General features: G+C 70.4%; 17 protein-coding genes and 2 pseudogenes. 13 read left to right on the top strand and 6 right to left on the bottom strand.

Going from position 1 to position 22,997, the window contains the following annotated elements; genetic code table 11:
* Nucleotides 1-103: 103 nt before the first annotated feature.
* A complete protein-coding gene (locus ACTWLI_RS04775; RefSeq protein WP_445155523.1) occupies nt 104-343 on the bottom strand; it encodes a zinc-binding dehydrogenase in 240 nt (79 codons plus the stop codon).
* Between the two features lie 150 nt (nt 344-493).
* On the opposite strand from ACTWLI_RS04775, the gene ACTWLI_RS04770 reads away from it, so the two are divergent.
* Nucleotides 494-1,300, top strand: coding sequence for a hypothetical protein (locus tag ACTWLI_RS04770; protein ID WP_445155522.1), 807 nt, complete (start codon nt 494-496; stop codon nt 1,298-1,300).
* A gap of 138 nt (nt 1,301-1,438) precedes the next feature.
* Here the strand turns inward: ACTWLI_RS04770 and ACTWLI_RS04765 are convergent, their stop codons facing one another.
* Both ACTWLI_RS04765 and ACTWLI_RS04760 read right to left on the bottom strand, forming a co-directional pair.
* Entirely contained in the window at nt 1,439-1,855 is a 417-nt protein-coding gene (locus ACTWLI_RS04765; protein ID WP_445155521.1) for a YkvA family protein, read from the bottom strand.
* Nucleotides 1,856-1,865: 10 nt separating this feature from the next.
* A complete protein-coding gene (locus ACTWLI_RS04760; RefSeq protein ID WP_445155520.1) occupies nt 1,866-2,528 on the bottom strand; it encodes a TetR/AcrR family transcriptional regulator in 663 nt (220 codons plus the stop codon).
* Between the two features lie 121 nt (nt 2,529-2,649).
* Here ACTWLI_RS04760 and ACTWLI_RS04755 point away from each other — a divergent pair.
* The 10 genes and pseudogenes from ACTWLI_RS04755 to ppsA all read left to right on the top strand — a co-directional run.
* Nucleotides 2,650-2,817, top strand: a pseudogene (locus ACTWLI_RS04755) (thiamine-binding protein); the annotation flags it as partial.
* A 26-nt stretch (nt 2,818-2,843) separates the two neighbouring features.
* The gene (locus tag ACTWLI_RS04750; protein WP_445155519.1) at nt 2,844-3,161 is read left to right on the top strand and encodes a thiamine-binding protein; all 318 of its coding nucleotides are present in this window, start codon (nt 2,844-2,846) and stop codon (nt 3,159-3,161) included.
* Between the two features lie 758 nt (nt 3,162-3,919).
* Nucleotides 3,920-5,095, top strand: a complete 1,176-nt coding sequence (locus ACTWLI_RS04745) for a Fic family protein (protein ID WP_445155518.1) — start codon at nt 3,920-3,922, stop codon at nt 5,093-5,095.
* Between the two features lie 133 nt (nt 5,096-5,228).
* Nucleotides 5,229-5,402, top strand: a pseudogene (locus tag ACTWLI_RS04740) (thiamine-binding protein); the annotation flags it as partial.
* A gap of 23 nt (nt 5,403-5,425) precedes the next feature.
* The gene (locus ACTWLI_RS04735) at nt 5,426-6,103 is read left to right on the top strand and encodes an O-methyltransferase (protein ID WP_445155517.1); all 678 of its coding nucleotides are present in this window, start codon (nt 5,426-5,428) and stop codon (nt 6,101-6,103) included.
* Nucleotides 6,104-6,228: 125 nt separating this feature from the next.
* Nucleotides 6,229-7,311 carry a hypothetical protein gene (locus ACTWLI_RS04730; RefSeq protein WP_445155516.1) on the top strand — a complete coding sequence of 361 codons (1,083 nt, stop codon included), beginning with the start codon at nt 6,229-6,231 and terminating at the stop codon, nt 7,309-7,311.
* Complete coding sequence (locus ACTWLI_RS04725; protein WP_445155515.1) at nt 7,305-8,678, top strand: PIG-L family deacetylase; 1,374 nt, start codon at nt 7,305-7,307, stop codon at nt 8,676-8,678. The genes ACTWLI_RS04730 and ACTWLI_RS04725 overlap by 7 nt, the downstream gene beginning before the upstream one ends.
* Before the next feature lie 65 nt (nt 8,679-8,743).
* On the top strand, nt 8,744-9,481 hold the full coding sequence (locus ACTWLI_RS04720) for a glycosyltransferase (RefSeq protein ID WP_445156121.1): 738 nt from the start codon (nt 8,744-8,746) through the stop codon (nt 9,479-9,481).
* Nucleotides 9,482-9,615: 134 nt separating this feature from the next.
* On the top strand, nt 9,616-12,309 hold the full coding sequence (locus ACTWLI_RS04715) for a cation-translocating P-type ATPase (protein WP_445155514.1): 2,694 nt from the start codon (nt 9,616-9,618) through the stop codon (nt 12,307-12,309).
* A gap of 82 nt (nt 12,310-12,391) precedes the next feature.
* Entirely contained in the window at nt 12,392-14,788 is a 2,397-nt protein-coding gene (gene ppsA / locus ACTWLI_RS04710; RefSeq protein ID WP_445155513.1) for a phosphoenolpyruvate synthase, read from the top strand.
* Here ppsA and ACTWLI_RS04705 read toward each other — a convergent pair.
* Nucleotides 14,736-16,676 carry a heavy metal translocating P-type ATPase gene (locus ACTWLI_RS04705; protein ID WP_445155512.1) on the bottom strand — a complete coding sequence of 647 codons (1,941 nt, stop codon included), beginning with the start codon at nt 16,674-16,676 and terminating at the stop codon, nt 14,736-14,738. The two genes, ppsA and ACTWLI_RS04705, sit on opposite strands and share 53 nt — an antisense overlap.
* A gap of 268 nt (nt 16,677-16,944) precedes the next feature.
* On the opposite strand from ACTWLI_RS04705, the gene ACTWLI_RS04700 reads away from it, so the two are divergent.
* Together ACTWLI_RS04700 and ACTWLI_RS04695 are read left to right on the top strand one after the other, a co-directional pair.
* Nucleotides 16,945-17,910 carry a polysaccharide deacetylase family protein gene (locus ACTWLI_RS04700; protein WP_445155511.1) on the top strand — a complete coding sequence of 322 codons (966 nt, stop codon included), beginning with the start codon at nt 16,945-16,947 and terminating at the stop codon, nt 17,908-17,910.
* Nucleotides 17,911-17,969: 59 nt separating this feature from the next.
* Nucleotides 17,970-20,924 carry a glycosyl hydrolase family 65 protein gene (locus tag ACTWLI_RS04695; RefSeq protein ID WP_445155510.1) on the top strand — a complete coding sequence of 985 codons (2,955 nt, stop codon included), beginning with the start codon at nt 17,970-17,972 and terminating at the stop codon, nt 20,922-20,924.
* Here ACTWLI_RS04695 and ACTWLI_RS04690 read toward each other — a convergent pair.
* Entirely contained in the window at nt 20,921-21,925 is a 1,005-nt protein-coding gene (locus ACTWLI_RS04690; protein WP_445155509.1) for a zinc-dependent alcohol dehydrogenase family protein, read from the bottom strand. The genes ACTWLI_RS04695 and ACTWLI_RS04690 overlap by 4 nt on opposite strands.
* 93 nt (nt 21,926-22,018) lie before the next feature.
* Entirely contained in the window at nt 22,019-22,867 is an 849-nt protein-coding gene (locus ACTWLI_RS04685) for a universal stress protein (RefSeq protein ID WP_445155508.1), read from the bottom strand.
* Nucleotides 22,868-22,997 lie beyond the last annotated feature (130 nt).

The raw sequence follows: 22,997 nt of genomic DNA, 5'->3' as shown, positions 1-22,997 counted from the left end.
CAACTCCCGGCTGGAACGTCCCCGCGATGCTAATCCGTCCCGCCGGGGCAGGCAACCCCCGCCCGGGGCGGAAACCCCGGGCCGGGCCGCTGAGGTTCCGGCGCTACTCGCCGTCGACCGTGACGACGATCTTGCCGCGCGTGTGCCCCTCCATGTTGAGCCGGAATGCGTCCGCCGCCCGGGCCAGCTGGAAGGCCTGCGCCACCTCGACCCGGAGCTTGCCCGCGCGAAACAGGCGAATGCAGACCAGCAGAGTAGCTGCGTCCGTGTTAGAGCACGGAGAGGAACTCGCCCGGTTCGACGTCGAAAGCCCGCGCGCCGCTGAACCAAGAGAGATCGCCACGCTGGACGACGCCACTCGCAGCAAAGCTCAGTTGTCGCTTGCCCGTGCAGCAGACCCCAAGATGTACTATTACTGGCGCGGCTTCACGTGAATTTCAAAGCAAAGCGAAAGGCCGCGATATCGACGCAATGGTGCGCGAAAGGAATCAGAATGAGGATGGCCGACGTGGATTTCGATACACCATTGTTCACGGATCACCCCCCAGGATGGCAGACACCGTCGGACATCGTTTCAGGGTTCAATCTCGCCTGGGCGCTCGAACTGAAGGAACGGATGCGAATATCGTCGTCCCAACCGCACGCTGAAGGCGTTCGTCAGCTACTGCCAGCAGAATATCGATTTGACACGCTTGGTCGTCTCATTACTCTGAACCCCCTTGCCTCAATTGCACAATTCGGCCGCAACCCTCTCATCCGACTGAGCTCACTTTGTGGGGCGTGGCAGCTCTTCGACCTCATGAATCAGACCTGGAGGATCAAGCCAGGTGATTTTCAACAATTCTCTGACCTTCTTGCTTTTGTAACGGGCGGGAGGGAGCGACCGTCGCTGTATCGGGACCTGAGCGCGAACATCAGTAAGTGCCTGCTGGCCGTGCGCGTTCGTCGTGCATACAGCGAACAGGACGAGCTGGACCTCGCTGAGGAGTGGTTCCTCACTGGCGACGAAGAACTCACCTTTACGGATAACCGCGGGTCTGGCTCCCTTCTCTTCCACTTCAGTAAGATGCACCAAGTGCCTCTGCCGCTCTTCAGCCATGAGTTCGTAGAGACCGTGTGGGCTACCGCTCGGGTTACTGTGGATCGGCTCGGCCCCGACCGCGTGATTGCCATGCACAGCGATCGCATCGAGTCATTGACGGACCTGCTAGAGCGAGGCGCCGAGAAAGCCACGAAAGCGCAGCAGGAGATGCCATGGCAAAGCTTCCAGTGGTTCGATTATTGGCCAGGTTGGCGCTGATCGGCGGCCACCCACTTCAAATCATCGGCGAGGCCGCAGTGGTTGAGAGAGTGCGGCAAGTCACGCAAAACAGCCGGACCGGCTATTCCGGCGCCCCGGCCCCGGCCGGCACCCGGCCGCCGCGGCGCCCAGGAACCGTTACCTGGCGGCGCCGAGGCCCGCGAGTTTCAGGATCAACTGCAGGCCCTCCGGGGTGCCGGGCCAGTGCCGTTTCACCGCGTCCCCGCCCGCCCGGGCCACCACGGAACGCAGCACGAGGGCCACGATGACGACGTCGTCCGCGTAGCCGATCACCGGGATGAAATCCGGGACCAAATCGATGGGGGAGAGCAGGTAGGCCAGCAGCAGGGCCAGCCGGATCCTGACGCCCACCGCCACGGTTCGGTCCGCCACCAGGCGCCGGATCAGCCGGAGCAGGTCGGGCAGCAGCCGGAGGGCGTCCTTCATGGTCACGGTCTCCGGGTGCCGCCGGGCGTAGCCCCACAACAGCGCCAGCAGGACCGCGTAGACCAGCAACAGGCCGCCCACTACGCCGGCAAGGGTTTCCCAGCTCACGGGGTCAACGCTACGTGCTCCGGGGGGTTGAGCTGAAGCCGACGCCGAACGCGGTCCCGTACGTCGTTCCGGGCATCAGCGACTGGGGCGGCAGCGGGCGGTCCGGCCGCTCGGCCCGGATGGCGTCCTCCACCAGCGCCACCGGACGGCGCCACGCGTCCGACCCCGCTTCCATGGTGTCAACGACACCGATCAGCATGGCCAGGAGCCGGATGATGTCCGTCATCGAGATGTCGCTGCGCAGCGTGCCCTGGCCCTGGCCCCGGCCCAGCAGGACCGCGACGGTTTCGATCAGGTCTCCGGTGATCCCGGTCAGCACGCCGCGCCGGCCGGCGACTGCCCCGAGCAGGTTGGCCTCGTCGCTGGCGACGGCCATCAGCGCCTCGACCACCCGGAACAGGCCCTCGGCGGCGTCCTTGCCCGCCAGCGCCTCTTCGATAACCGGGTTGACACGCAGCTTCAGCTGCTGGTGCAGGGCGGCGAGGACCAGTTCTTCCTTGTCGGCGAAGTTGCGGAACAGCGTGGCCGGGCCCACCCCGGCGGTGACGGCGATGGTCTGCAGCGGGACCTCGGGCCCGTGTTCGCGGAAGCATTGGCGGGCAGCGGCAATGATTTTGTTGACGTTGCGGGCGGCGTCCGCACGAAGCGGCCGGCGCTCTACTCCCCGGTTCATTTGCTCAGGGTAGCAACGCGGGGAGGGAGTGGACCTGTTACCGGCGGGTACACATTTTTGTGACAGGCCGGCGGGATCCTGCAGCCGCCGGGGCCGTCCCGGCGCGTGGCACACTGGAGCCATGTTGCTTGCATTTTCAGTCGCCCCCTCGGGCCGGCCGGAGGGCGCTGCCGCCGGCGGTGCCGCCGACGACGCGTCGGTCCACGACGCCGTCGCGGCCGCCGTGCGGATCGTCCGGGACTCCGGCCTGCCGAACCACACAGACTCCATGTTCACCACCATCGAGGGTGCGGAAGTGCTCGAAGGGAATATGAAATGATCGTCGCCTTCTCGGTGGCTCCTTCCGGCGCTCGAGCAGACGGGGCAGCGCCAAGCGACGCATCCGTGCATGAAGCTGTCGCCGCGGCTGTTCGTGTTGTTCGGGAATCCGGTTTGCCCAACCGGACGAGCTCGATGTTTACGGAGATTGAAGGCGACTGGGATTCCGTCATGGACGTTGTGAAGCGGGCAACCGAAGCTGTCGGTGCCTACGGTTCCCGAGTGTCCCTCGTCCTCAAAGCGGACATTCGACCCGGATACTCGGGCGAGCTTGACGGGAAAATTCAACGTCTCGAAGCGGAACTGTCCAAATAGATCCAGGATTTCTCGTCCGGGGCCGGTCGTGCGGAAGAGTTCGAAGCTTCAGCCCTCGGGGTCGACGGCGATCCGAACGTTGGGGCCTGACGAGGCTGAATACAGAATTCTTCAGGTTGGACTCGAACCGTATTTAGTGTGGAGCTTCCGTCCGGAGATCTTGGCGGACACTTCAAGGTTGGGGTGGGGTTGCTTGGTGTGGCGGGTCTGAGCGCAAGGTTCCTTGTAATGTTCTCTGACTCTTCAAGGTTGGGGTGGGGTTGCTTGGTGTGGCGGGTCTGAGCGCAAGGTTCCTTGTAATGTTCTCTGACTCTTCAAGGTTGGGGTGGGGTTGCTTGGTGTGGCGGGTCTGAGCGCAAGGTTCCTTGTAATGTTCTCTGACTCTTCAAGGTTGGGGTGGGGTTGCTTGGTGTGGCGGGTCTGAGCGCAAGGTTCCTTGTAATGTTCTCTGACTCTTCAAGGTTGGGGTGGGGTTGCTTGGTGTGGCGGGTCTGAGCGCAAGGTTCCTTGTAATGTTCTCTGACTCTTCAAGGTTGGGGTGGGGATGCTTGGTGTGGCGGGTCTGATGTTCTCTGACTCTTCAAGGTTGGGGTGGGGTTGCTTGGTGTGGCGGGTCTGAGCCCAAGGTTCCTTGTAATGTTCCCTGAGTCTTCAAAGTTGGGGAGAGCCATGCCGTGCCGATGCTGCAACTATCAGATCGCGCCAACAAACTTACAAAGTAGATGGACTCTTCAAGGTTGAGGCGTTATCCTTGATAAGTGGATATCAAAGCCTTCGAAGCGTCCCCAGCGGGTAAGCTCGTCCCAATCTCCGGCACGGACGCTAGGAGCGAAGAGCCTTGGGCGCATTTTGCCTATGTGCCGAATCCTCTCCCGCCAGAAGTTCCACTGACGCCTGAGGCGCAGATCGCCCTCGGTGAGGCGGACAGGGCGCTCGGAGCCCTTAATGCGTACCTCACGCTGATCCCTGACCCGCAGTGGCTGGTTCGACCAACGCTTTCAAAGGAAGCAGTCAGCACTTCCGCGCTGGAGGGAACTTTTGCTTCTCTTGAAGAGGTGTTAGAGGCGGATTACATAGATGAGAAGAAGTCGACAGCTCAGGTCCGCGAAGTTAGGAACTACTTGCGGGCAGCGGAACGATCTCTCGAGTCGCTGAAGACTCGACCGGTATGTCGAAGTGTCTTAGAAGAGTTGCAGGGAATTCTGGTCAAGGGAACCAGGGGTGAAACCTATGATTCAGGGCAGTTGCGGAAGCGTCAGGTCTTCATAGGCAACCATGGCCGCCCGGTCTCCGAAGCGCGCTTCGTTCCGCCGCCGCCGGGGAAGGTTCTCGAGGACGGATTTTCTGATTGGGAAAAGTGGATCAATTTGGCGGACCGCGTGCCGCTACTCATCCGCGTGGCCCTCGGCCACTATCAGTTCGAGACACTTCACCCATTTGCGGACGGCAATGGCCGAATCGGTCGCCTGGTGATGACTCTGCAGCTCATTGAAAGCAGGGTGCTGGATTACCCGATTCTAAACATGGCTTCATGGCTAGAACCGCGGCGCGAGGAATATATTGACCATCTGCTCAAAATGAGCCAAACCGGTGACTTCGATCCGTGGATTCGGTTCTTCATGAAAGGCGTTGCGGAGCAGTCGCTGGCAACAACGAAGGCCATCCGTGCGCTACTTCAGCTAAAAGAATCGATGCAGCAACAACTCCGTGACGTGAAAGACAAGAGTATTGCAACATCCCTAGCTGCCGACCTTATCGGGAACCCCATTTTTGATGTGAGTAGTATTGCGCGGCGCTATGACGTTTCTCCTCAGGCCGCGAATAACGCCGTCCACAAGCTACTCAAGTTGGGGCTCGTGGAGCAGGTTGGTCAGCGAACCTACGGCCGTCTTTTTGTTTGCAACAAGGCCATGCGCATCATGAATTCCTTCTAATTTCTGCAGGTGAGCCGTCCTAGGCCTTGCCTATTGGCGATTCCTCCTCAGGGAGGATGCAAGCGAAGTGTTCCTCTGATACTCCGTTCAGGCTCGGCGGTCTGAGTGGTGGATCGGTCCACGACCTCAAGTAATCGAGGGCGAATGGGACGAGGTGTTCGACGTCAAGCGCGCCACCGAGGCGGTGGGCCGCTACGGCAGCCGGGTCTCCCTGGTCATCAAGGCCGACATCCGGCCCGGCTACAGCGGCGAACTGACCGGCAAACTCGACCGGCTGGAGCGGGCCCTCGGCCCTACCGCGGGGTAGCAGCAACTGCAAGACTGGGCCGCATGATCGAGCACCGGCCCGAATCGCGCTGGACCGCCGTCGAGGAGTACCTCTCCGGGCTGGTGGTCCGGCCCGACGCGTCCCTGCGGCACGCGGTGGAGGCGGCGCTGGAAGCGGGGATGCCGCCCATCGAAGTGGCCCCGAACGCCGGCAAGCTCTTGAAGCTGCTGGTCCAGCTCTCCGGCGCCCGGCGGGTGCTGGAGATCGGCACCCTGGCGGGGTTCAGCACCCTGTGGATGGCCCAGGGACTGCCCGACGGCGGCCGGATCACCACCTGCGAATACCTGCCCCGGCACGCCGAGGTGGCGCGCGCCAACCTCGACCGGGCCGGGCTGGGCCACCTGGTGGAGATCCGAGTGGGGCCGGCCCTGGACACGCTCCCTGCGCTGGAGGGCGAGGCCGCGGGGCCCTTCGACTTCGTGTTCATCGACGCGGACAAGGAAAACAACGTCCGGTACCTGGACTGGGCCATCCGGTTGGGCCGCCCCGGCACCACCGTGGTGATGGACAACGTGGTCTGGGAAGGTGCGGTGCTCGATCCCGGCCGGGACGCCGTCAATGCCCCCGGGATCGTCGCGGCGCTGCAGATGATGGGAACCGATCCCCGGCTGGACGCGACCGTCATCCAGACGGTCGGATCGAAAGGCTGGGACGGCTTTGCCCTGGCACTGGTCCGCTGACGCCGCCCCGGCAGGACCTCCCGCCCCGGCCCGAAGTGCTAAGTGTGCTTAGATTTAGGCAGGAGCGGCTTCGGCCGCCGGCAGGACAGCACCAAGCGCACTTCGCAAAGGACACGGACGACCCGATGAACGCGACCCAGGACCCCGGGCGTCCCCGCGCCGTGCGGATCAGCTCGACCCCGGACGACCTTGCCCGCCTGCAAGCGCTGCTGGAGGCTGCCGAAGCCGGCGTCGGGGATGTCCCTGCCCTGCTGGCTCTGGCCACGGAGGCGGGCACGGTGACGCCGAAGCCCGGCTCGGGCGGAACGGCCTTCCTCTGGGAAACCCTGGCCTCGGTCACCGCCGTCGACACCGCCGCCGGACGGATCCTGGAACCGCACCTGGACGCCGCCGCGATCCTCGCGCAGGCCGGCGCCGAAACCGGCGGCCCGGACGTTCCGTGCGAGGGAACCTGGGGAGTCTTCGCCGCCGAGGCGCCGGGCCTGAAACTGGAAGCCACCGACTCCGGTGCCGGCACCGTCCTCAGCGGCGCCAAGCCCTGGTGTTCCATCGCCGCGCAGCTCGACCACGCCGTCATCACCGCGCACCTTCCCGACGGCGGCCGCGCGGCCTTCGCCGTCGACCTCCACGCCGCCGGGGTCAGTTTCGAGGACCCGGCATGGTCCAGCCTGGGCCTGCGCGAGATCCCCAGCGGGACCGTGCACTTCGACGCCGTCCCGGCCGTGCCGCTCGGCGGAGCAGGCTGGTACTACCGGCGCCCCGGGTTCGCCTGGGGCGGCATGGGCGTCGCGGCGTGCTGGCTGGGCGGCGCCGTCGCGGTGGCCCGCAGCTACAAGGACGGGCTGCAGAAGGCCGCCGACGGCGGCCGCGAACCGGACCAGCTGGCCCTCGCGCACCTTGGCGAGATCGACCGGACGCTCACCGGCCTCATCCATACCCTTGCCCGCACCGCCGCCCGGATCGACGCCGGGGAGCTTTCCGGCCCCGGCGCCTGGAGCGAGGCGCTGCGCGTGCGCGGCAGTGTCGCCACCGCCGTCGAACGCATCCAGGCCCTGGTGAGCCAGAACCTGGGACCGGGTCCGCTGGCCTTCGACGCCCGCTACGGCAAGCGGATGGCGGACCTTGCCCTCTACGTCCGCCAGCACCACGCCATGCGCGACGACGCCCAGCTCGGTGCCCTGACGTTCAAGGGGGACCACCCGTGGTGAGCTTCACGCACCACGACGCCGGCACCAGCGAAAGCGCCTGGGCGGCCAGCGGCGTCCCCGCCCTCCCGGAGCTGCCGCTCGATGCCGGGGAACTGGCCGGTTCCGCGTTCATCGTGCTCGCCGCCCACCCCGACGACGAGTCCCTGGGAGCCGGCGGGCTGATGGCCCGGCTGCACGGCCTCGGCGCCCAGGTGCGGGTGCTGCTGTGCACCGCCGGGGAGGCCTCGCACCCGGACTCGCCCAGCACCACCCCGGAGCGCCTCGCCGAGGTGCGGCTGCGGGAGTTCGACGGCGCCCTCGGCGGCCTCGTGCCCGGCGCCGACTGGCAGTACCTCAGCCTGCCCGACGGTAAACTCGCCGCCCACCGGGACCGGATTGTGTCCGCCCTCCACGAGGCCGCGGCCGCCACCGGCCAGCCCCCGCAGCGCATCGTGCTGGTGGCCCCGTACCGCAACGACGGGCACACCGACCACGACACCGCCGGCGCTGCTGCCGCCGAGGCCGCCGCCTCCGCCGGCTACGGGCTGCTGGAATACCCCATCTGGTACTGGCTCTGGGCCGGCCCTGAGGACCGGGCCTGGCATTCCTGGCTCCGGCTGCCGCTGCAGCCGGCGGAGGAACAGGCCAAAGCACGGGCCATGGCCGCCCACGCCTCGCAGGTCCGCGCGCTCTCCGACCAGCCCGGGGACGAGGTCCTGCTCCCGCCCGACTTCCTGGAACATTTCGCCCGGTCCTGGGAGACCTTCGCCTGGCAGCCGCCCTCTGTCGCCGGCTCCGGAGGCTACGCAGCCGCCGACGCGGAGGGCCTGTTCGACACGGTCCACGCCGGCAGCGACGACCCCTGGCAGTACACCACCAGCTGGTACGAGCAGCGCAAGCGTGCGCTGACGCTCGCAGCGCTGCCGGGCCGGGACTACGCCGCCGGCCTGGAAATCGGCTGCTCAATCGGCACGCTGAGCGTGGAACTGGCCGAACGCTGCGGCACCTTCCTGGCCGTCGACGCCAGCAGCGCCGCGCTCGCGCACGCCACGCGGCGGCTCGCCCACCTGCCCGGCGCGCAGACCCGGCACCTGACCGTTCCGCAGGACTGGCCGGAGGGCGAGTTCGACCTGATCGTCGTGTCCGAGGTCGGCTACTACCTGGCCCCCGGGGAACTGGACGTGCTCTTCGAGCGGGTCGAGGCGGCGCTGCTCCCCGGCGGCACGCTCGCGCTCTGCCACTGGCGGCACCCGATCGAGGGCTGGGAGCTCGACGGCGACGCCGTGCACGCCGCGGCGCGGCGGCAGCTGCGCTGGGCGGACGCCGGCCTCTACCGCGAACGCGACTTCGTCCTGGAAATCTTCCGTGCCCCCGGGGCGCCGCAGTGAGCAGCGCGGCGCCGGCGCCGCAAAAGCCGCACCGCCGCCCCGGCATCGACGCGTTCGCCGTGGTCATGCCGGCGCACAACGAGGACCAGCACATCGACCGGGCGCTCCGGGCGGTGCAGCGGGCCGCCGATGAGCTGCAGGCCGTGCGGCCGGACGTCTCCGTCCGGGTGATGGTGGTGCTGGACAGCTGCACCGACCGCTCGGCCGGGATCACCGCCGGCTACGTCAGCACCGACCCGCGCTTCACCATGCTCGAGGTCCAGCTGCGCAGCGCCGGGGCCAGCCGGGCGGCCGGTGTCCGGGCCGCCGTCCTCGGCCCGCGCCGGCGCACCCCCGGCCAGCGGTCCCGGCCGCTGCCCTGGCCGGGCCGGACCTGGCTCGCCAACACCGACGCCGATTCGCAGGTCCCGCCGAACTGGCTGGTGCGCCAGCTCGAATTCGCGGAGGCCGGAGCCGACGCGGTCCTGGGATCGGTGGAACCCGACCCCGTCGGCATGGATCCGGAACTGCTGCGCCGCTGGCTGGACCGCCACCCCTTCGAGGAGAACCACCCGCACATCTACGGGGCCAACTTCGGGGTCCGGGCCTCGGCCTACCTGGCCGCGGGCGGCTTCTCCCAGCTGGAATCACACGAGGACCGCACCCTGGTCCAGAGCCTGCGCGGCCTGGCCTTCACCGTCCTCGCCACCGACAGCATGCGGGTGCTGACCTCCGGACGGACCCACGCCCGGGCGCCGCACGGCTTCGGTACCTACCTGCGCTCGCTGGGACGGCAGCGGCCGCCGGCCGCGACCGGCAACTGACGCCCCGTCCGCCCCGGCGGACCGCGGCCGTGCGGTGACTTTAGGCCCTAACCCGGCCTGCCGGTCCGGCGCATCCTCGAAGTCATGAGGTGCCGGGGTCGGGGCCCGGTGCTGCGCGTGACGGGCGGCGGGCGGTGAATCCGAGCGCCGGCGCCACAGCCGGTGCCGCGGGGGGCGCCCTCGCCGGCCTGAGCTCCGAAGAGGCGGCGCGCCGGTTGCGGCAGGCGGGGCCGAACCGGCTGCCCCGGACCCGCGCGGTGCCCGGCTGGCGGCGGCTGCTCGCCGAGATGACACACTTTTTCGCCGTGATGCTCTGGGCCGCGGCCGCGCTGGCGTTCGTCGCCGGCATGCCGCAGCTGGGCATCGCGATCATGGTCGTCATCGTGGTGAACGGGGTCTTCGCCTACATTCAGCAGGAGCGCGCCCAGCACGCCGCGGCGAAGCTGCGCGAACTGCTGCCGGCCATGGTCTCCGTCCGGCGCGACGGGCGCATCGCCAAGGTCCACACCACCGAACTGGTGCCGGGCGACGCCGTCGTGCTGGTTGCCGGGGACCGGATCCCCGCGGACCTGGTCCTGGGACTCGCGGCGGGCTGCTCGGTGGACGAATCGATGCTCACCGGCGAGAGCGAAGCGGTCCGCAAGGCCGCCGGCGAGGAGGTGTTCGGCGGCACGTTCCTGGTCATCGGCTCGGCCGAAGGGGTCGTCGCCAGCACCGGCGGGCACACCCGGCTCGCCGAGATCGCCTCGCTCACCGGCCGGGTCGAGCCGCCGCCGAGCCCGCTGGCCCTGGAACTGCAGCGGATCGTCCGCCTGGTCGCCGGCGTCGCCCTGGGCATCGGCGCCCTGTTCTTCATGCTTTCGCTGCTGGTGGGAATCTCCTGGCGCGACGCGTTCCTCTTCGCGATCGGCGTGGCCGTGGCACTGGTTCCCGAGGGCCTGCTGCCCACCGTGACCCTCTCGCTCGCCGTCGGCGCCCAGCGGATGGCCGCGCGGAACGCGCTGGTCCGCAACCTGCAGGCGGTGGAAACCCTCGGCTCCACGACCTTCATCTGCACGGACAAGACCGGCACCCTGACCCAGAACCGGATGAACGCCGTCGAGGTCTGGACCCCGGCCGGCCTGCTCGAAATCAGCGGGCAGGGGTACGGGCCGGACGCGCGCATCAGCGCCGGGGGAGGCGCCGCCGGCGCGGAGGCGCTCCGGGCGGCGCAACGGCTCAGTACTGCGGCGCGTGCGGCCTCGGTGGGCCGGGCGGTGCCCTACGAGGGCCAGTGGGTCGCCGAGGGTGACCCGATGGAAGCCGCCATCGACGCACTCGCCACCCGGCTGGCCGGCCTCGGCGCCGCGGGCAGCGGCGGGTCGGGCAGCGGCGGGTCGGCGCCGGAGCCGACCCGCCGCTTCGCCTTCGACCCCCGCCGGCTGCGCGAGTCCGCGCTCGCCGGAGCCACCCTGTACGTGAAGGGCGCGCCCGAGTCCGTGCTCCCGGTGTGCCTCGGCGAACCCGGCGCCGCCCGGGACCTCGTGGACCAGATGGCCTCCCGCGGTCTGCGGGTGCTGGCAGTCGCCGAACGGCAGCTGCCCGGGCCGGTTCCCGACGGCGCGGCCGCCGAAACGCTGGAGACCGGACTGACGCTGCTGGGCCTGATCGGCCTGCACGACCCGCCGCGCGCGGAGGTCCGGCTCTCGCTCCAGGCGGCCCGCGAAGCCGGGATCCGGGTGGGCATGGTCACCGGCGACCACGCCTTCACCGCCGCCGCCATCGCCCGGGAGACCGGCCTGATCGGCACCCCGGAGCTGGTGCTGGAAGGCCACACCCTGCCCGAAGATGACCAGGTGCTGGCGGCGCTGCTGGACCGCGACGGCGTCGTGGTCGCCAGGGTCTCGCCCGAACAGAAACTGCGCGTTGCCCGGCTGCTGCAGCACCGCGGCCACGTGGTGGCCATGACCGGCGACGGCGTCAACGACGGGCCGGCGCTGCAGCAGGCGGACATCGGCGTGGCCATGGGCCGCAGCGGCACCGACGTGGCCCGCGAAGCCGCCGACCTGGTGCTGCTCGACGACGACTTCGCCACGATCATCGCCGCGGTGGAGCAGGGCCGGGCCACCTACGCCAACATCCGGCGCTTCCTGACGTACCACCTCACCGACAACGTCGCCGAACTGACCCCGTTCGTCTTCTGGGCTCTCTCCGGCGGCCGGTTCCCGCTGGCCCTCAGCGTGCTGCAGATCCTGGCCCTGGACATCGGCACCGACCTGCTGCCCGCCCTGGCCCTGGGCAGCGAGGCGCCCAGCAAGGGTGCCCTGAAACGGCCCCCGGAACGCCGCCACCTGATGGACCGGGCCCTGATGATCCGGGTGTTCGGCCTGCTGGGGCCGGTGGAGGCCCTGATGGAGATGGCGGCCTACACCGCCGTGCTCCTGGGCGCCGGCTGGAGCCCGGGGGCCGAGCTGCCGGCGTCGGACGCGCTCATGGCCGCTTCCGGCGCCGCGTTCACCACCGTCGTCCTGGCGCAGCTCGCCAACGCGTTCGCCTGCCGCAGCGCCACCGAGCCGCCGTGGCGGCTGGGCTGGTTCACCAACCGGCTGCTGCTCTGGGCAGTGCTGGCCGAGCTGGGCCTGCTCAGCGTGTTCCTGTTCCTCGGCCCGGTCGCGGCCCTGCTGGGCCACGCGCCGCCGTCCGCCGGGGGCCTGGCCGTCGCGCTCGCCGCCGTCCCGGCGGTCCTGGCCGCGGACTGGCTCTACAAGGCCGCCAGGCACCGCCGCCCGGCCGCCTCGGCTGCAGGCCCGGCTGCTCCCGGAAGCCCGGGGGCCCGCCGGGGCGCCTGACGGGTCCTTAGGCCCTGACCCTGCGGCCTGCCTAGCAGCAGGATCGGAGCATTGGCGGACGAACACCCCAAGGAGCGCCGGCATGCCCGAGCACGTGATGTGGTTTGACGAGATCGCCCTGGGCGACATCCCGCAGGTCGGCGGCAAGAACGCCTCCCTGGGCGAACTCACCCGTTCCCTGAAGGCCGGCGGCGTACGGGTACCCGACGGCTTCGCCACCACCGCCGCGGCGTACCGGAGCTTTGTCGAGGCGAACGGGATCGAACCGGCCATGCGCTCGCGGATCCTGGCCTACCGCTCCGGCGACGCCACGCTGCGCGAGACCGGGGAAGCCATCCGCGAGCTGTTCCTGGCCAGCGACTTCCCGGCCGCGATTGCCGCGTCGATTCTTGAGCACTACCGGGAGCTGGGCCGGCGCGCGGGGCTGGAACGGCTTTCCGTCGCGGTCCGCAGCAGCGCCACGGCCGAGGACCTGCCCGACGCCAGCTTCGCCGGACAGCAGGAGACCTTCCTGAACGTCGCGGGTGAGCGGGAACTGATGGACGCCTGCCGGCGCTGCTACGCCTCGCTGTTCACCGACCGCGCGATCAGCTACCGGGAAGTCAAAGACTTCGACCACCTCGACGTCGCGCTCTCGATCGGGGTGCAGCGAATGGTGCGCTCCGACGTCGGCGCCTCCGGGGTAATGTTCTCGATCGACACGGATTCCGGGTTTCCGCGGGCGGCCGTGATCAGCGCGGCCTGGGGCCTGGGCGAAACCGTGGTCCAGGGCAGCATCAACCCGGACAAATACCTCGTGTTCAAGCCTTTGCTGGCCGGGGCCGAAGGCGAGGGTCCCAGCCCGATCATCGAGAAAACCCTCGGGTCGAAGGCCCAGAAGATGGTCTACAGCCGCGGCGGCCACGCCCGGACCCGCACGGTGGACACCTCGGAGGCCGAGCGGCGCTCCTTCGTCCTGGCCGACGCCGAGATCCTCACCCTGGCCCGCTGGGCGGTCCGGGTGGAGGATCACTACGGCCGGCCGATGGACATGGAATGGGCCCGGGACGGTGAGACCGGCGAACTGTTCATGGTCCAGGCCCGGCCCGAGACCGTGCAGTCGCTCAAGTCCGGCAGCCGCTTTACCCTGCACCACCTCCGCGGCTCCGGGCCGGTGCTGGTGACCGGCGCCGCGATCGGCGACTCCATCGCCCACGGCACCGCGTGCGTGATCCGCAGCGCCGCGGACATTGCCACGTTCCGCGACGGCGCCATCCTGGTGACCGAAATGACCGACCCCGACTGGGTCCCGATCATGAAGCGCGCGGCCGGGATCGTCACCGACCGCGGCGGCCCGACCAGCCATGCGGCGATCGTCAGCCGGGAGCTTGGGGTGCCCGCCGTCGTCGGAACCGGCAACGCCACGGGCGCCCTGGCGGAGGGGCAGGCGCTGACCCTCTCCTGCGCCGAAGGCGATACCGGCCGTGTCTACGACGGGACCCTCGCCTTTGACACCGAGGACGTCGACCTGGGCGCCCTGCCGCCGACGCGCACGAAAGTCATGGTGAACATCGCCAGCCCCGCCGCCGCGTTCCAGTGGTGGCGGCTGCCGGCGGACGGCGTCGGCCTGGCCCGGATGGAGTTCATCATCAGCGCCCTGATCCGGGTGCACCCCATGGCACTGGTGCACCCCGACCGCGTGAGCGACCCGGAGGAGGCGGCACAGATCCGGGAACTGACGCGCGGCTACGAGGACCCGCAGGAGTACTTTGTGGACGCCCTGGCCCTGGGTATCGCCAAGATCGCCGCGCCGTACCACCCGAACCCGGTGATCGTGCGGCTCAGCGACTTCAAGACCAACGAGTATGCGCACCTTCTGGGCGGTGCCGCCTTCGAGGAGGCCGAGGAGAACCCCATGCTCGGCTTCCGCGGCGCCTCACGGTACTACGACGACCGGTACCGGGAAGGCTTCGCGCTCGAGTGCCGGGCCCTGAAGCGCGTCCGGGAGCAGATCGGCTTCGGCAACGTGATCGTGATGGTTCCCTTCTGCCGGACGCCGCAGGAAGCGGACAGGGTGCTGGCGGTGATGGCGGAGAACGGCCTGGTCCGCGGCGAGAACGGCCTGCAGGTCTACATGATGTGCGAGATCCCCTCCAACGTGGTGCTGGCCGGGCGGTTCGCCGAGCGGTTCGACGGGTTCTCGATCGGCTCGAACGACCTCACGCAGCTGGTCCTGGGCGTGGACCGGGATTCGGCGCAGCTGGCCGCGTTGTTCGACGAGCGGGACGAAGCCGTCATGGCGATGATCAGCGAGGCGATCCGGAAGGCGCACGAGGCCGGGATCAAGATCGGCATCTGCGGCCAGGGCCCCAGCAACCACCCGGAGTTCGCGGCCTTCCTGGTGGGCGAGGGCATCGACTCGATTTCGTTGAACCCGGACAGCTACCTCAGGACCGTTCCGCGGATCGCCGAAGCCGAGCAGGGCCGCTCCCGCGGCTAGCCGGCCCGTCCGCCCGGTCCGTCCTCTCAGGTGCCGGTGTCCGGCGGCCGGGCCCCAGGGCGCGCAGCGCGTTCAGGATGGTGGCCAGGTCCACGACCTCCTGGGACAGGGCGCCGGCGACGGCAGGCACGTAGCCGGCCGCCGCCGCGATCATCAGCGCCACGCTCAGGGCGATCCCGATCCAGATGCTCTGCAGCGCCACCTTGACGGTCCGCTGGCCGATCCGCACCGCGGAAGCGACCTTGGACAGGTCATCCAGGATGATCACGACGTCGGCGGACTCGCCGGCCGCCGTCGAGCCGCGCGCCCCCATGGCGATGCCGACGTCGGCGACGGCCAGGACCGGGGCGTCGTTGACGCCGTCGCCGACCATCATGACCGGGCGGCCGGGCAGGGCGCGCACCGCCTCGACCTTGTCCGGCGGCAGGCACTCGGCGCGGACGTCCGTCAGCCCGGCGGCTTCGGCAATGTGCTCGGCGGTGGCGAGGGCGTCACCGGTCAGCATCACCGTCTCGGTCACGCCCAGGCGCTGGAGCTCACCCAGGGTGCGGCGGGCCTCGTCGCGGATCGGATCGCTCATCACGAGGCACCCGGCGAATTCACCGTCCACCCCCACGTAGATGGCCAGTTGCCCGCTGGCAAGCTCTATTTCCTCCACCCCGTCGACCGATTCCGCCACGAAGTTCGGCTTGCCCACCACCACGTCCTGGCCGGCCAGCCGGGCGCGGACCCCGTGGGTGGCGTACTCGGTGGCCTCCGAGGCCCCCTCGAAAGCCAGCACCCGTGAGCGGGCCGCGTCCATCACGGAGGCGGCCAGCACGTGCGAGGAGTACTGCTCGGCGGAGGCGGCCAGCCGCAGGACCTCGTCCTGGGACAGCGACCCGGTGGCCCGGACTTCGACCAGCGCCGGCCGGCCGTAGGTCAGGGTGCCGGTCTTGTCGAACGCGGCGGTCCGGATCCGGCCCAGCAGTTCCAGCACCCCGGCGTATTTGACGATGATTCCGCCGCGGGCCGCCCGGCTCATGCCGCCCAGGAACGCCACGGGCGCGGCGATCAGCAACGGGCAGGGCGTGGCCACCACCAGGACCTCGGCGAAGCGGGCCGGGCTGCCGCTGATGATCCAGCCGGCGGCGCCGAGGACGTAGGCCAGTGCGGTGAACGGCACCGCGTACCGGTCGGCGAGACGGACCATGGGGGCCTTGCTTTCGGCCGCCTCCTTCACCAGGGCCACGATCCGGCTGTACTGCGAGTCCTCCATCCGCGCGGTGACCCGCATCCGGATGGCGGCCTCGCCGTTGAGCGAGCCGCTCATCAGGCCATCGCCCGCGGCGCGTTCCACCGGCAGGCTTTCGCCGGTGAGGGAGGACTCGTCGAAGGTTCCGGATTCGGAGAGCAGGATGCCGTCCAGGGGCACCACTTCACCGGGCCGCACCAGGAGGATGTCGCCGACGGCGACGTCGGTGGCGGCCACGTCCTCGTGGTGGCCGTCGGTGCTGGTTGCATTGCCGTCGTTGGCGCCGGCGCGTTCCCGGTGGGCGGTCTGCGGGACCCGCTCCAGCAGGGACGTCAGTTCCTTCTTGGCCCGCCCGGCGGCGTAATCCTCGAGGGCGGTGCCGCCGGCCATCATGAGCACGATGATCATCGAGGCGATATATTCGCCCACCAGGACGGTGCTGACGATGGCGGTGACGGCCAGGATGTCGATGCCCCACTGCCCGGCGAGCAGCCGGCGGACCATGCCGACGGCGAGGTAGGCGGCCACGGCCAGGGCGTAGACGCTGGCGGCGGCCCGCGCGATGCCTTCCTGGCCGGAGACCAGCAGCAGTATCACCGCCAGGAGGGCGGCGACCGTGCCCGTCACCAGCGGATACCGGAGCACAAGTTTCACGGTTGTCCCGTTCCGTCCGTTGCGCAAGACCGGAGCCTGCGCCTCCTTGCATCCTACTGCCGCCCCGGCAGCCCCCGCTTAGGTTGCGCGAACGGACACTTGGCGCCCCAGGGGTTGCGCGAACGGACACTTGGCGCCCCAAAAGCGCGCCGCGCCAGAGCCTGAAGTGTACGTTCGCGCGAGGGAGGGGGCCTGAAGTGTACGTTCGCGCGAAGCCGCGGGCCTTTCAGCCCTAGCCCGCCCGGGGCCCCTGGTGCCACGGTGAACCATGTGGTCGACCTTCGCCGCGGACCGGCGCCGGCTGATTGCCCTCGCGGCGTTGGCGCTGCTCATCGCCGGCATTGTCGTGGCCGCGGTGGTCCTCGCTGCCGGGCCGCCGGCCTCCGCACCCCAAGGCCCCGGCGCGGCAAGCAGCACCGTAACCCCGCCCGCGACCCCGACGGCCACCCCGAGTACCGCCCGGGCCACGCCGTCCCCACCGCCAACTACGCGGTCTCCAACTTCGACTCCTACGACGCCGCCGGTCACCGCGCCGCCCGCGCCTCCGCCGTCGAGGCCTCCCGCCACCGTCGCGCCGCCACCGCCCGCGGACCCGTTCCCCGCGGCGCTCCGGGGGATCGACGTCGAGGTCATCCCCGGTGCCGGCCGCACGGTGGCCCTGACGTTCGACGCCGGGGCGAACTCCGCAGGCCTGCCGTCCATCCTGCGGACCCTGGCTGCCAGCGGCGTGCGGGCCACCTTCTTCCTGACCGGCACCTGGGCCAGCGCCAACCCTGCCGGCGTGGCGTCGATCACCGCGGCCGGGCACCGGGTGGGAAACCACTCCATGACCCACCCCGGGTTCACCTCGCTGAGCGACGCGCAGATCGCCGCACAGCTGGCCGACGCCCGGGCGGCCATTTCCGCCGGCGGCGCCGAGCCGCGGCCGCTGTTCCGCTTTCCGTTCGGCGAGCGCGACGCCCGGACCATCGCCGCCGTCAACGACCTGGGCTACGTGCCGGTCCGCTGGACCGTGGACACGCTGGGCTGGAACGGGACCAGCGGCGGCATCACGGCCCGGATCGTCGAGGACCGGGTGCTGGCCGCCCTGCAGCCGGGGGAGATCGTCCTGATGCACATCGGCTCCAACCCCGACGACGGCACCACCTTGGACGCGGACGCCCTGCCGCGCATCATCGACCGGATCCGCCAGGCCGGCTACGGCTTCACCACCCTCGACGCGCTCCTCGGCTGAGTCCGCGCGCCCGGATGCCGGCACTGTTGCCGGGCCCCGATGACTGGTACGAATGACGCATGACGGAGTCGCCGACGGTTGCAGCTGCACTGGCGCCCGTCGATGCGGTGGTCTTCGGGCTCGACGGCGTGGTGCTGGACACCGCAGAGGCCCCGGCCGGGCCGCCGGCCTTTCCGGGCACGGTGTCCCTGCTGGAGAGGCTCAAAGCGGGACGGGTTCCGGTGCTCCTGGCCACCCCGGTTCCGGGCGCCGCGGCGCTGCTGGACAGCGCCGGCCTGACCGGGTTCTTCGACGAGGTCGTCGACGGGGACTGGGCCGCAGCGCAGACCGGGGAACCCGCCGCCGGCCGAAGACCCGACCCGGCGCTGGAGGCGGTGCGGCGGCTGGATATCCGCCCCGCCCGGGCCTTGGCCATCGTCGCCGAGCCCGCCGGGGCCGCGGCCGGCCGCCGGGCCGGCTTCGGACTCATCGTCGGCATCGACCGCGCCGGCCGCCGGGCCGAGCTGGAAGCCGCGGGCGCCGACGTCGTGGTCGAGGACGTCAGCGAACTGGACATCGGCCTGGTCATCAGCCACCCCTGGCTGCTCGTCTACGAGGGGTTCGACCCGGCGCACGAGGGACACCGCGAAGCCCTGACCACCCTGGGCAACGGCTACATGGCCACCCGCGGTGCCGCCCCGGAACACCGCGGCGGCGGCATCAACTACCCGGGCAGCTACCTGGCGGGCGTCTACAACCGGCTCGCCAGCGTGGTCCAGGGCGAACTGACCGTCGACGAACACATGGTGAACATTCCCAACTGGCTGCACCTGGACCTGCGGGTCGGCGACGGCCCCTGGTGGTCCGAGGGCGGGCTCACGCTGCGCAGCGAGCGCCGCACCCTGGACCTGAAACGCGCCCTCCTGACCCGGGAGGCGGTGCTGGAGGACGACGCCGGGCGGCGGCTGAGGGTGGTGCAGCGCCGCCTGGTCTCGATGGCGGAGCCCCACCTTGCCGCCCTCGAGACCGTGCTCACCGCGGACGGCTGGAGCGGCCGGGTCAGCGTCCGCAGCGGCTGCGATACGGAGGTCACCAACACCAATGTGCCCGAGGACGCCCAGCTGTCCACCCGGCACCTGGCGGGGGTGGAGGTGAGCGAGGAAAGCGCCGGCCGCGGCGCCGTCGGTCTGAGGGTGCAGGCACAAACGAGCCAGAGCCGGGTCGGCATCGCCCTGGCGCTGCGCACCGAGGTATCCGGGCCGGCGAACCCGGCGTTCGAACGGCTCGGCGGCCTCTACGCCCACCGCTTCGAGGTGCCGGCCGCGGACGGGGTACCGGTGACGGTGACCAAGACGGTGGGGGTGGCCAGTTCCCGGGACCACGCCGTCTCCTCGCCGCTGACCGGGGCCGAGGCGGTGCTGGCGCGCTCGGGCAGTTTCGAGGCGCTGCTGGCCGAGCACGAGCGGGCGTGGTCGCTGCTGCTGGCGCCCTTCATCATCGAATCCGACGCGCCCTCGCAGGCGCAGCTGATCCTGAACCTGCACGTCTTCCACCTGCTGCAGACCCTGACCACGCACACGGCGGAACTCGACGCCGGGGTCCCCGCCCGCGGCCTGCACGGCGAGGGCTACCGGGGGCACGTGTTCTGGGACGAGCTGTTCGTGCTGCCGGTGCTGAACTCCCGGCTGCCCTCGCTGGCCCGGGAACTGATCGACTACCGCTGGCGCCGGCTCGGCACCGCCCGCGACGCCGCCCGGCGGGCCGGGCTGCGGGGCGCGCTCTTCCCCTGGCAGAGCGGGAGTGACGGCACCGAGCAGACCCCGACGCTGCTGTACAACAAACTGTCCGGTCACTGGATGCCGGACTACTCGCACCGGCAGCGCCACGTCGGACTGGCCGTGGCCTACAACGCCTGGCAGTATTTCGAGGCCACGCAGGACCGCGGCTGGCTGACCCAGCACGGCGCGGAGCTGATCGTCGACGTCGCGCGCCTCTTCGCCTCCCTGGCCGACTACGACCCGCTGGATGACCGGTTCCACCTGCGCGGGGTGATGGGCCCGGACGAATACCACACCGGTCCGCCGGACAACCCCGGCGGAGGGCTCGACGACAACGCCTACACGAACATCATGGCCGCCTGGGTGTTCGACCAGGCCGAGTGGATCATGCGCTCGGTCCGGGGCTTCGACATGGAGGACCTCCGGGCCCGGCTGGGCGTCAGTGCCGGGGAGATCGCAGCCTGGGCGCGGCTGAGCCGGCGCATGTTCGTGCCCTTCCACGGGGACGGGATCATCAGCCAGTTCGCCGGCTACGAGGCGCTGCGCGAACTGGACTGGGACCACTACCGCCGCAGCTACCGCAACATCGAGCGGCTGGACCTCATCCTGGAAGCCGAAGGGGACAGCACCAACCACTACCGGCTGGCCAAGCAGGCCGATGTCCTGATGCTGTTCTACGTCCTGGGCGAGGACCAGCTGGCGGGCTTCCTGGCCCGGCTGGGCTACCCCGTCACCGCCGGGCAGCTGGCCGCGACCGTGGACTACTACCTGGCCCGGACCGCGCACGGGTCCACGCTCAGCCGGGTGGCGCACGCCTCGGTCCTGGTCCAGTACGATCCCGAACGCGCCTGGGCCACTTTCCGCTGGGCCCTGGACGCGGACCTGGACGACACCCAGGGCGGCACCACCAGCTCCGGCATCCACCTGGGCGCCATGGCCGGGACGATCGACGTCGTCCAGCGCAGCTTCGCGGGGCTGCGGATCACCCGCGACGCGCTCGACTTCACCCCGCGGCTGCCGGCCGAGCTCCGCCGGGTCGCTTTCCAGGTCCGCTACCGCGACCAGCTGCTGGCCGTGGACCTGGAAACGGACCGGCTGGTGGTGTCCGCTGCCCCCGGCGACGCCGCCCCGGTCCTGGTCCGGGTGGGCGGCCAGCATGTGCTGCTGCGGGCGGGGGCGCGGCATGAATTCTCCACGTTCCCCGCGGCGCGCCGCCGGGGCGGGGGCAGCTGGGGGGGGCGGACGGACCCGGGCTAGGAGCTGACGCGGACGACGGCGGCGCCGGTCACCCGGTCGGCGGCCAGGTCCCGCAGGGCCTGGTCGGCAGCCTCAAAGGGGTAGGCCACGGTGGTGGGGCGCAGCGGGATTTCGGCGGCGATCCGGAAGAACTCCTCGCCGTCGGCCCGTGTATTGGCGGTGACGCTGCGCAGCTGGCGCTCCTGGAACAGCTCGGACGCGTAGTGCAGGGGCGGGATGTCGCTGAGGTGGATGCCGGCGACCGCGAGCGTCCCGCCGCGGTCCAGGGCCCGCAGCGCGGGCGGCACCAGCCCGCCGGCGGGGGCGAAGAGGATGGCGGCGTCCAGCGGCTCCGGCGGTTCCTCCTCGGCGCTGCCGGCGAAGCTGGCCCCGAGGTCCAGGGCCAGCCGCCGGGCCTCCTCCGACCGGGTCATGACATAGACGCGGGCGCCCTGGTACAGCGCGATCTGGGCGGCGAGGTGTGCCGAGGCACCGAACCCGTAAATGCCCAGCCGGCCCCCGGCCGGCAGGTCGGCCCGGAACAGGGCGCGGTAGCCGATGATCCCGGCGCACAGCAACGGGGCGGCCTCCTCGTCCCGGAACGAGTCGGGGATCCGGTAGGCGAAATCCTCGGCGACGGTGAGCAGTTCGGCGTAGCCGCCGTCGCGGTCCCAGCCCGTAAAGGTGGGGGACAGGCACAGGTTTTCCTGCCCGCGCAGGCAGAACCGGCAGGACCGGCAGGTGCCGCCCAGCCAAGCCACGCCCACCCGTTCGCCGGGCCGGAACCGGGCGGCGTCGCGGCCGTTGCGGACTACCTCCCCGACCACCTCATGGCCGGGGATGACGCCCGGGTGCCGGGGCGCCAGGTCGCCCTCGGCGAGGTGCAGGTCCGTTCGGCACACCCCGCAGGTCCGTACCCGCACCAGCACCTCGCCCCTGCCCGGCTCGGGGTCCGGGCGCTCGCCGGATGCCAGCGGCCCGGAGCCGATCGGTCCCGGCTGCGCAACCCACCACGCTCGCACGCGGCCTCCCTTCCCGGTGTCTGCTTCGAACCGGCTCCCTGGGTGGGCCGGTTCTCCCACCCGGGGCTGCGGCCGCGGGGCCGGAGCCCCGGCTCAGCGGGTGATCATGACATTGCAGGCGGCCTTGTGCAGGACTGCCGACACGGTGTTGCCGATGCCGCCGTCGCGCCGGTGGGTGCCCAGGACCAGCACATCGGCGTCCTCGGCGGCTTCGACGAGTTCCCTGGCTGCCGAGCGCCCCTCCGCCAGGGCGCCGGTGACGGCCAGGTCCGGGTTGAGGCGCCGGGCTTCCTCCACGGCATAATCCAGCAGTTCCGCTCCGCGCAGCGGGGTGTGGCGGCCGTGCGCGGGAGCCCGGTTGCCGTCCGGATCGACGTGGATCAGATGCAGGCCGCCCCCGACGGCGGCGGCCAGGGCGGCGGCCTGCGCCACCACTGCGGAGCTCTCCGGGGCGGCGTCGATGCCGACGGCGATGGGTTTGCCCGGCAGCTGCGGCCGGCGGACCACCATCAGCGGGCCGGGCGCGGAGGCGGCGAGGTCCAGGCACACCGAGCCGGCCAGGTGGCCTAGGACCCCGCCCATGCCGCGGCTTCCGACAACGAGCAGGGCGGCATCTTTCGCCGCCAGGCGCAGGACCTGCGCCGGTAGCCCGGCTTCCATGACGCCGTCCACGTCGAGCCCGGGGTCCACGCCCCGGGCCAGGCCCAGGCCCTCGGCCAGGATGGTTTCGGCCGAGTGCCGGAGGCCGCTGCCGGCCACGCCTTGGACCGGTCCGAGGTCCTTCGTGAACATGGGCCAGACCCACGCATGCACGACCCGCAGGGGCATGCCCCTGGCTGCGGCGTGTTCGGCGGCCCAACGGACGGCCAGCTGGGAGGATTCGGAACCGTCGTACCCTACGGCGACGGCCGGGGCCCGGGAACCTGCTGCGGGTGCGGACATGGATCCTCCCGGATAGGCGGACATCACACCCCCAGCGGTGCGTGTGCCCATTACAGCCGGAGCGGACGACAGGGGCTAGGGGCTTTGGGCCCTGCGCCCGTCCGGACGCCCGGCCGGATGCCCGGCCGCG

The organism is Arthrobacter sp. Hor0625, assembly GCF_052567525.1.
Note: the sequence above shows the minus strand (reverse complement) of the source record. Positions and strands in the feature narration are given on the sequence as shown.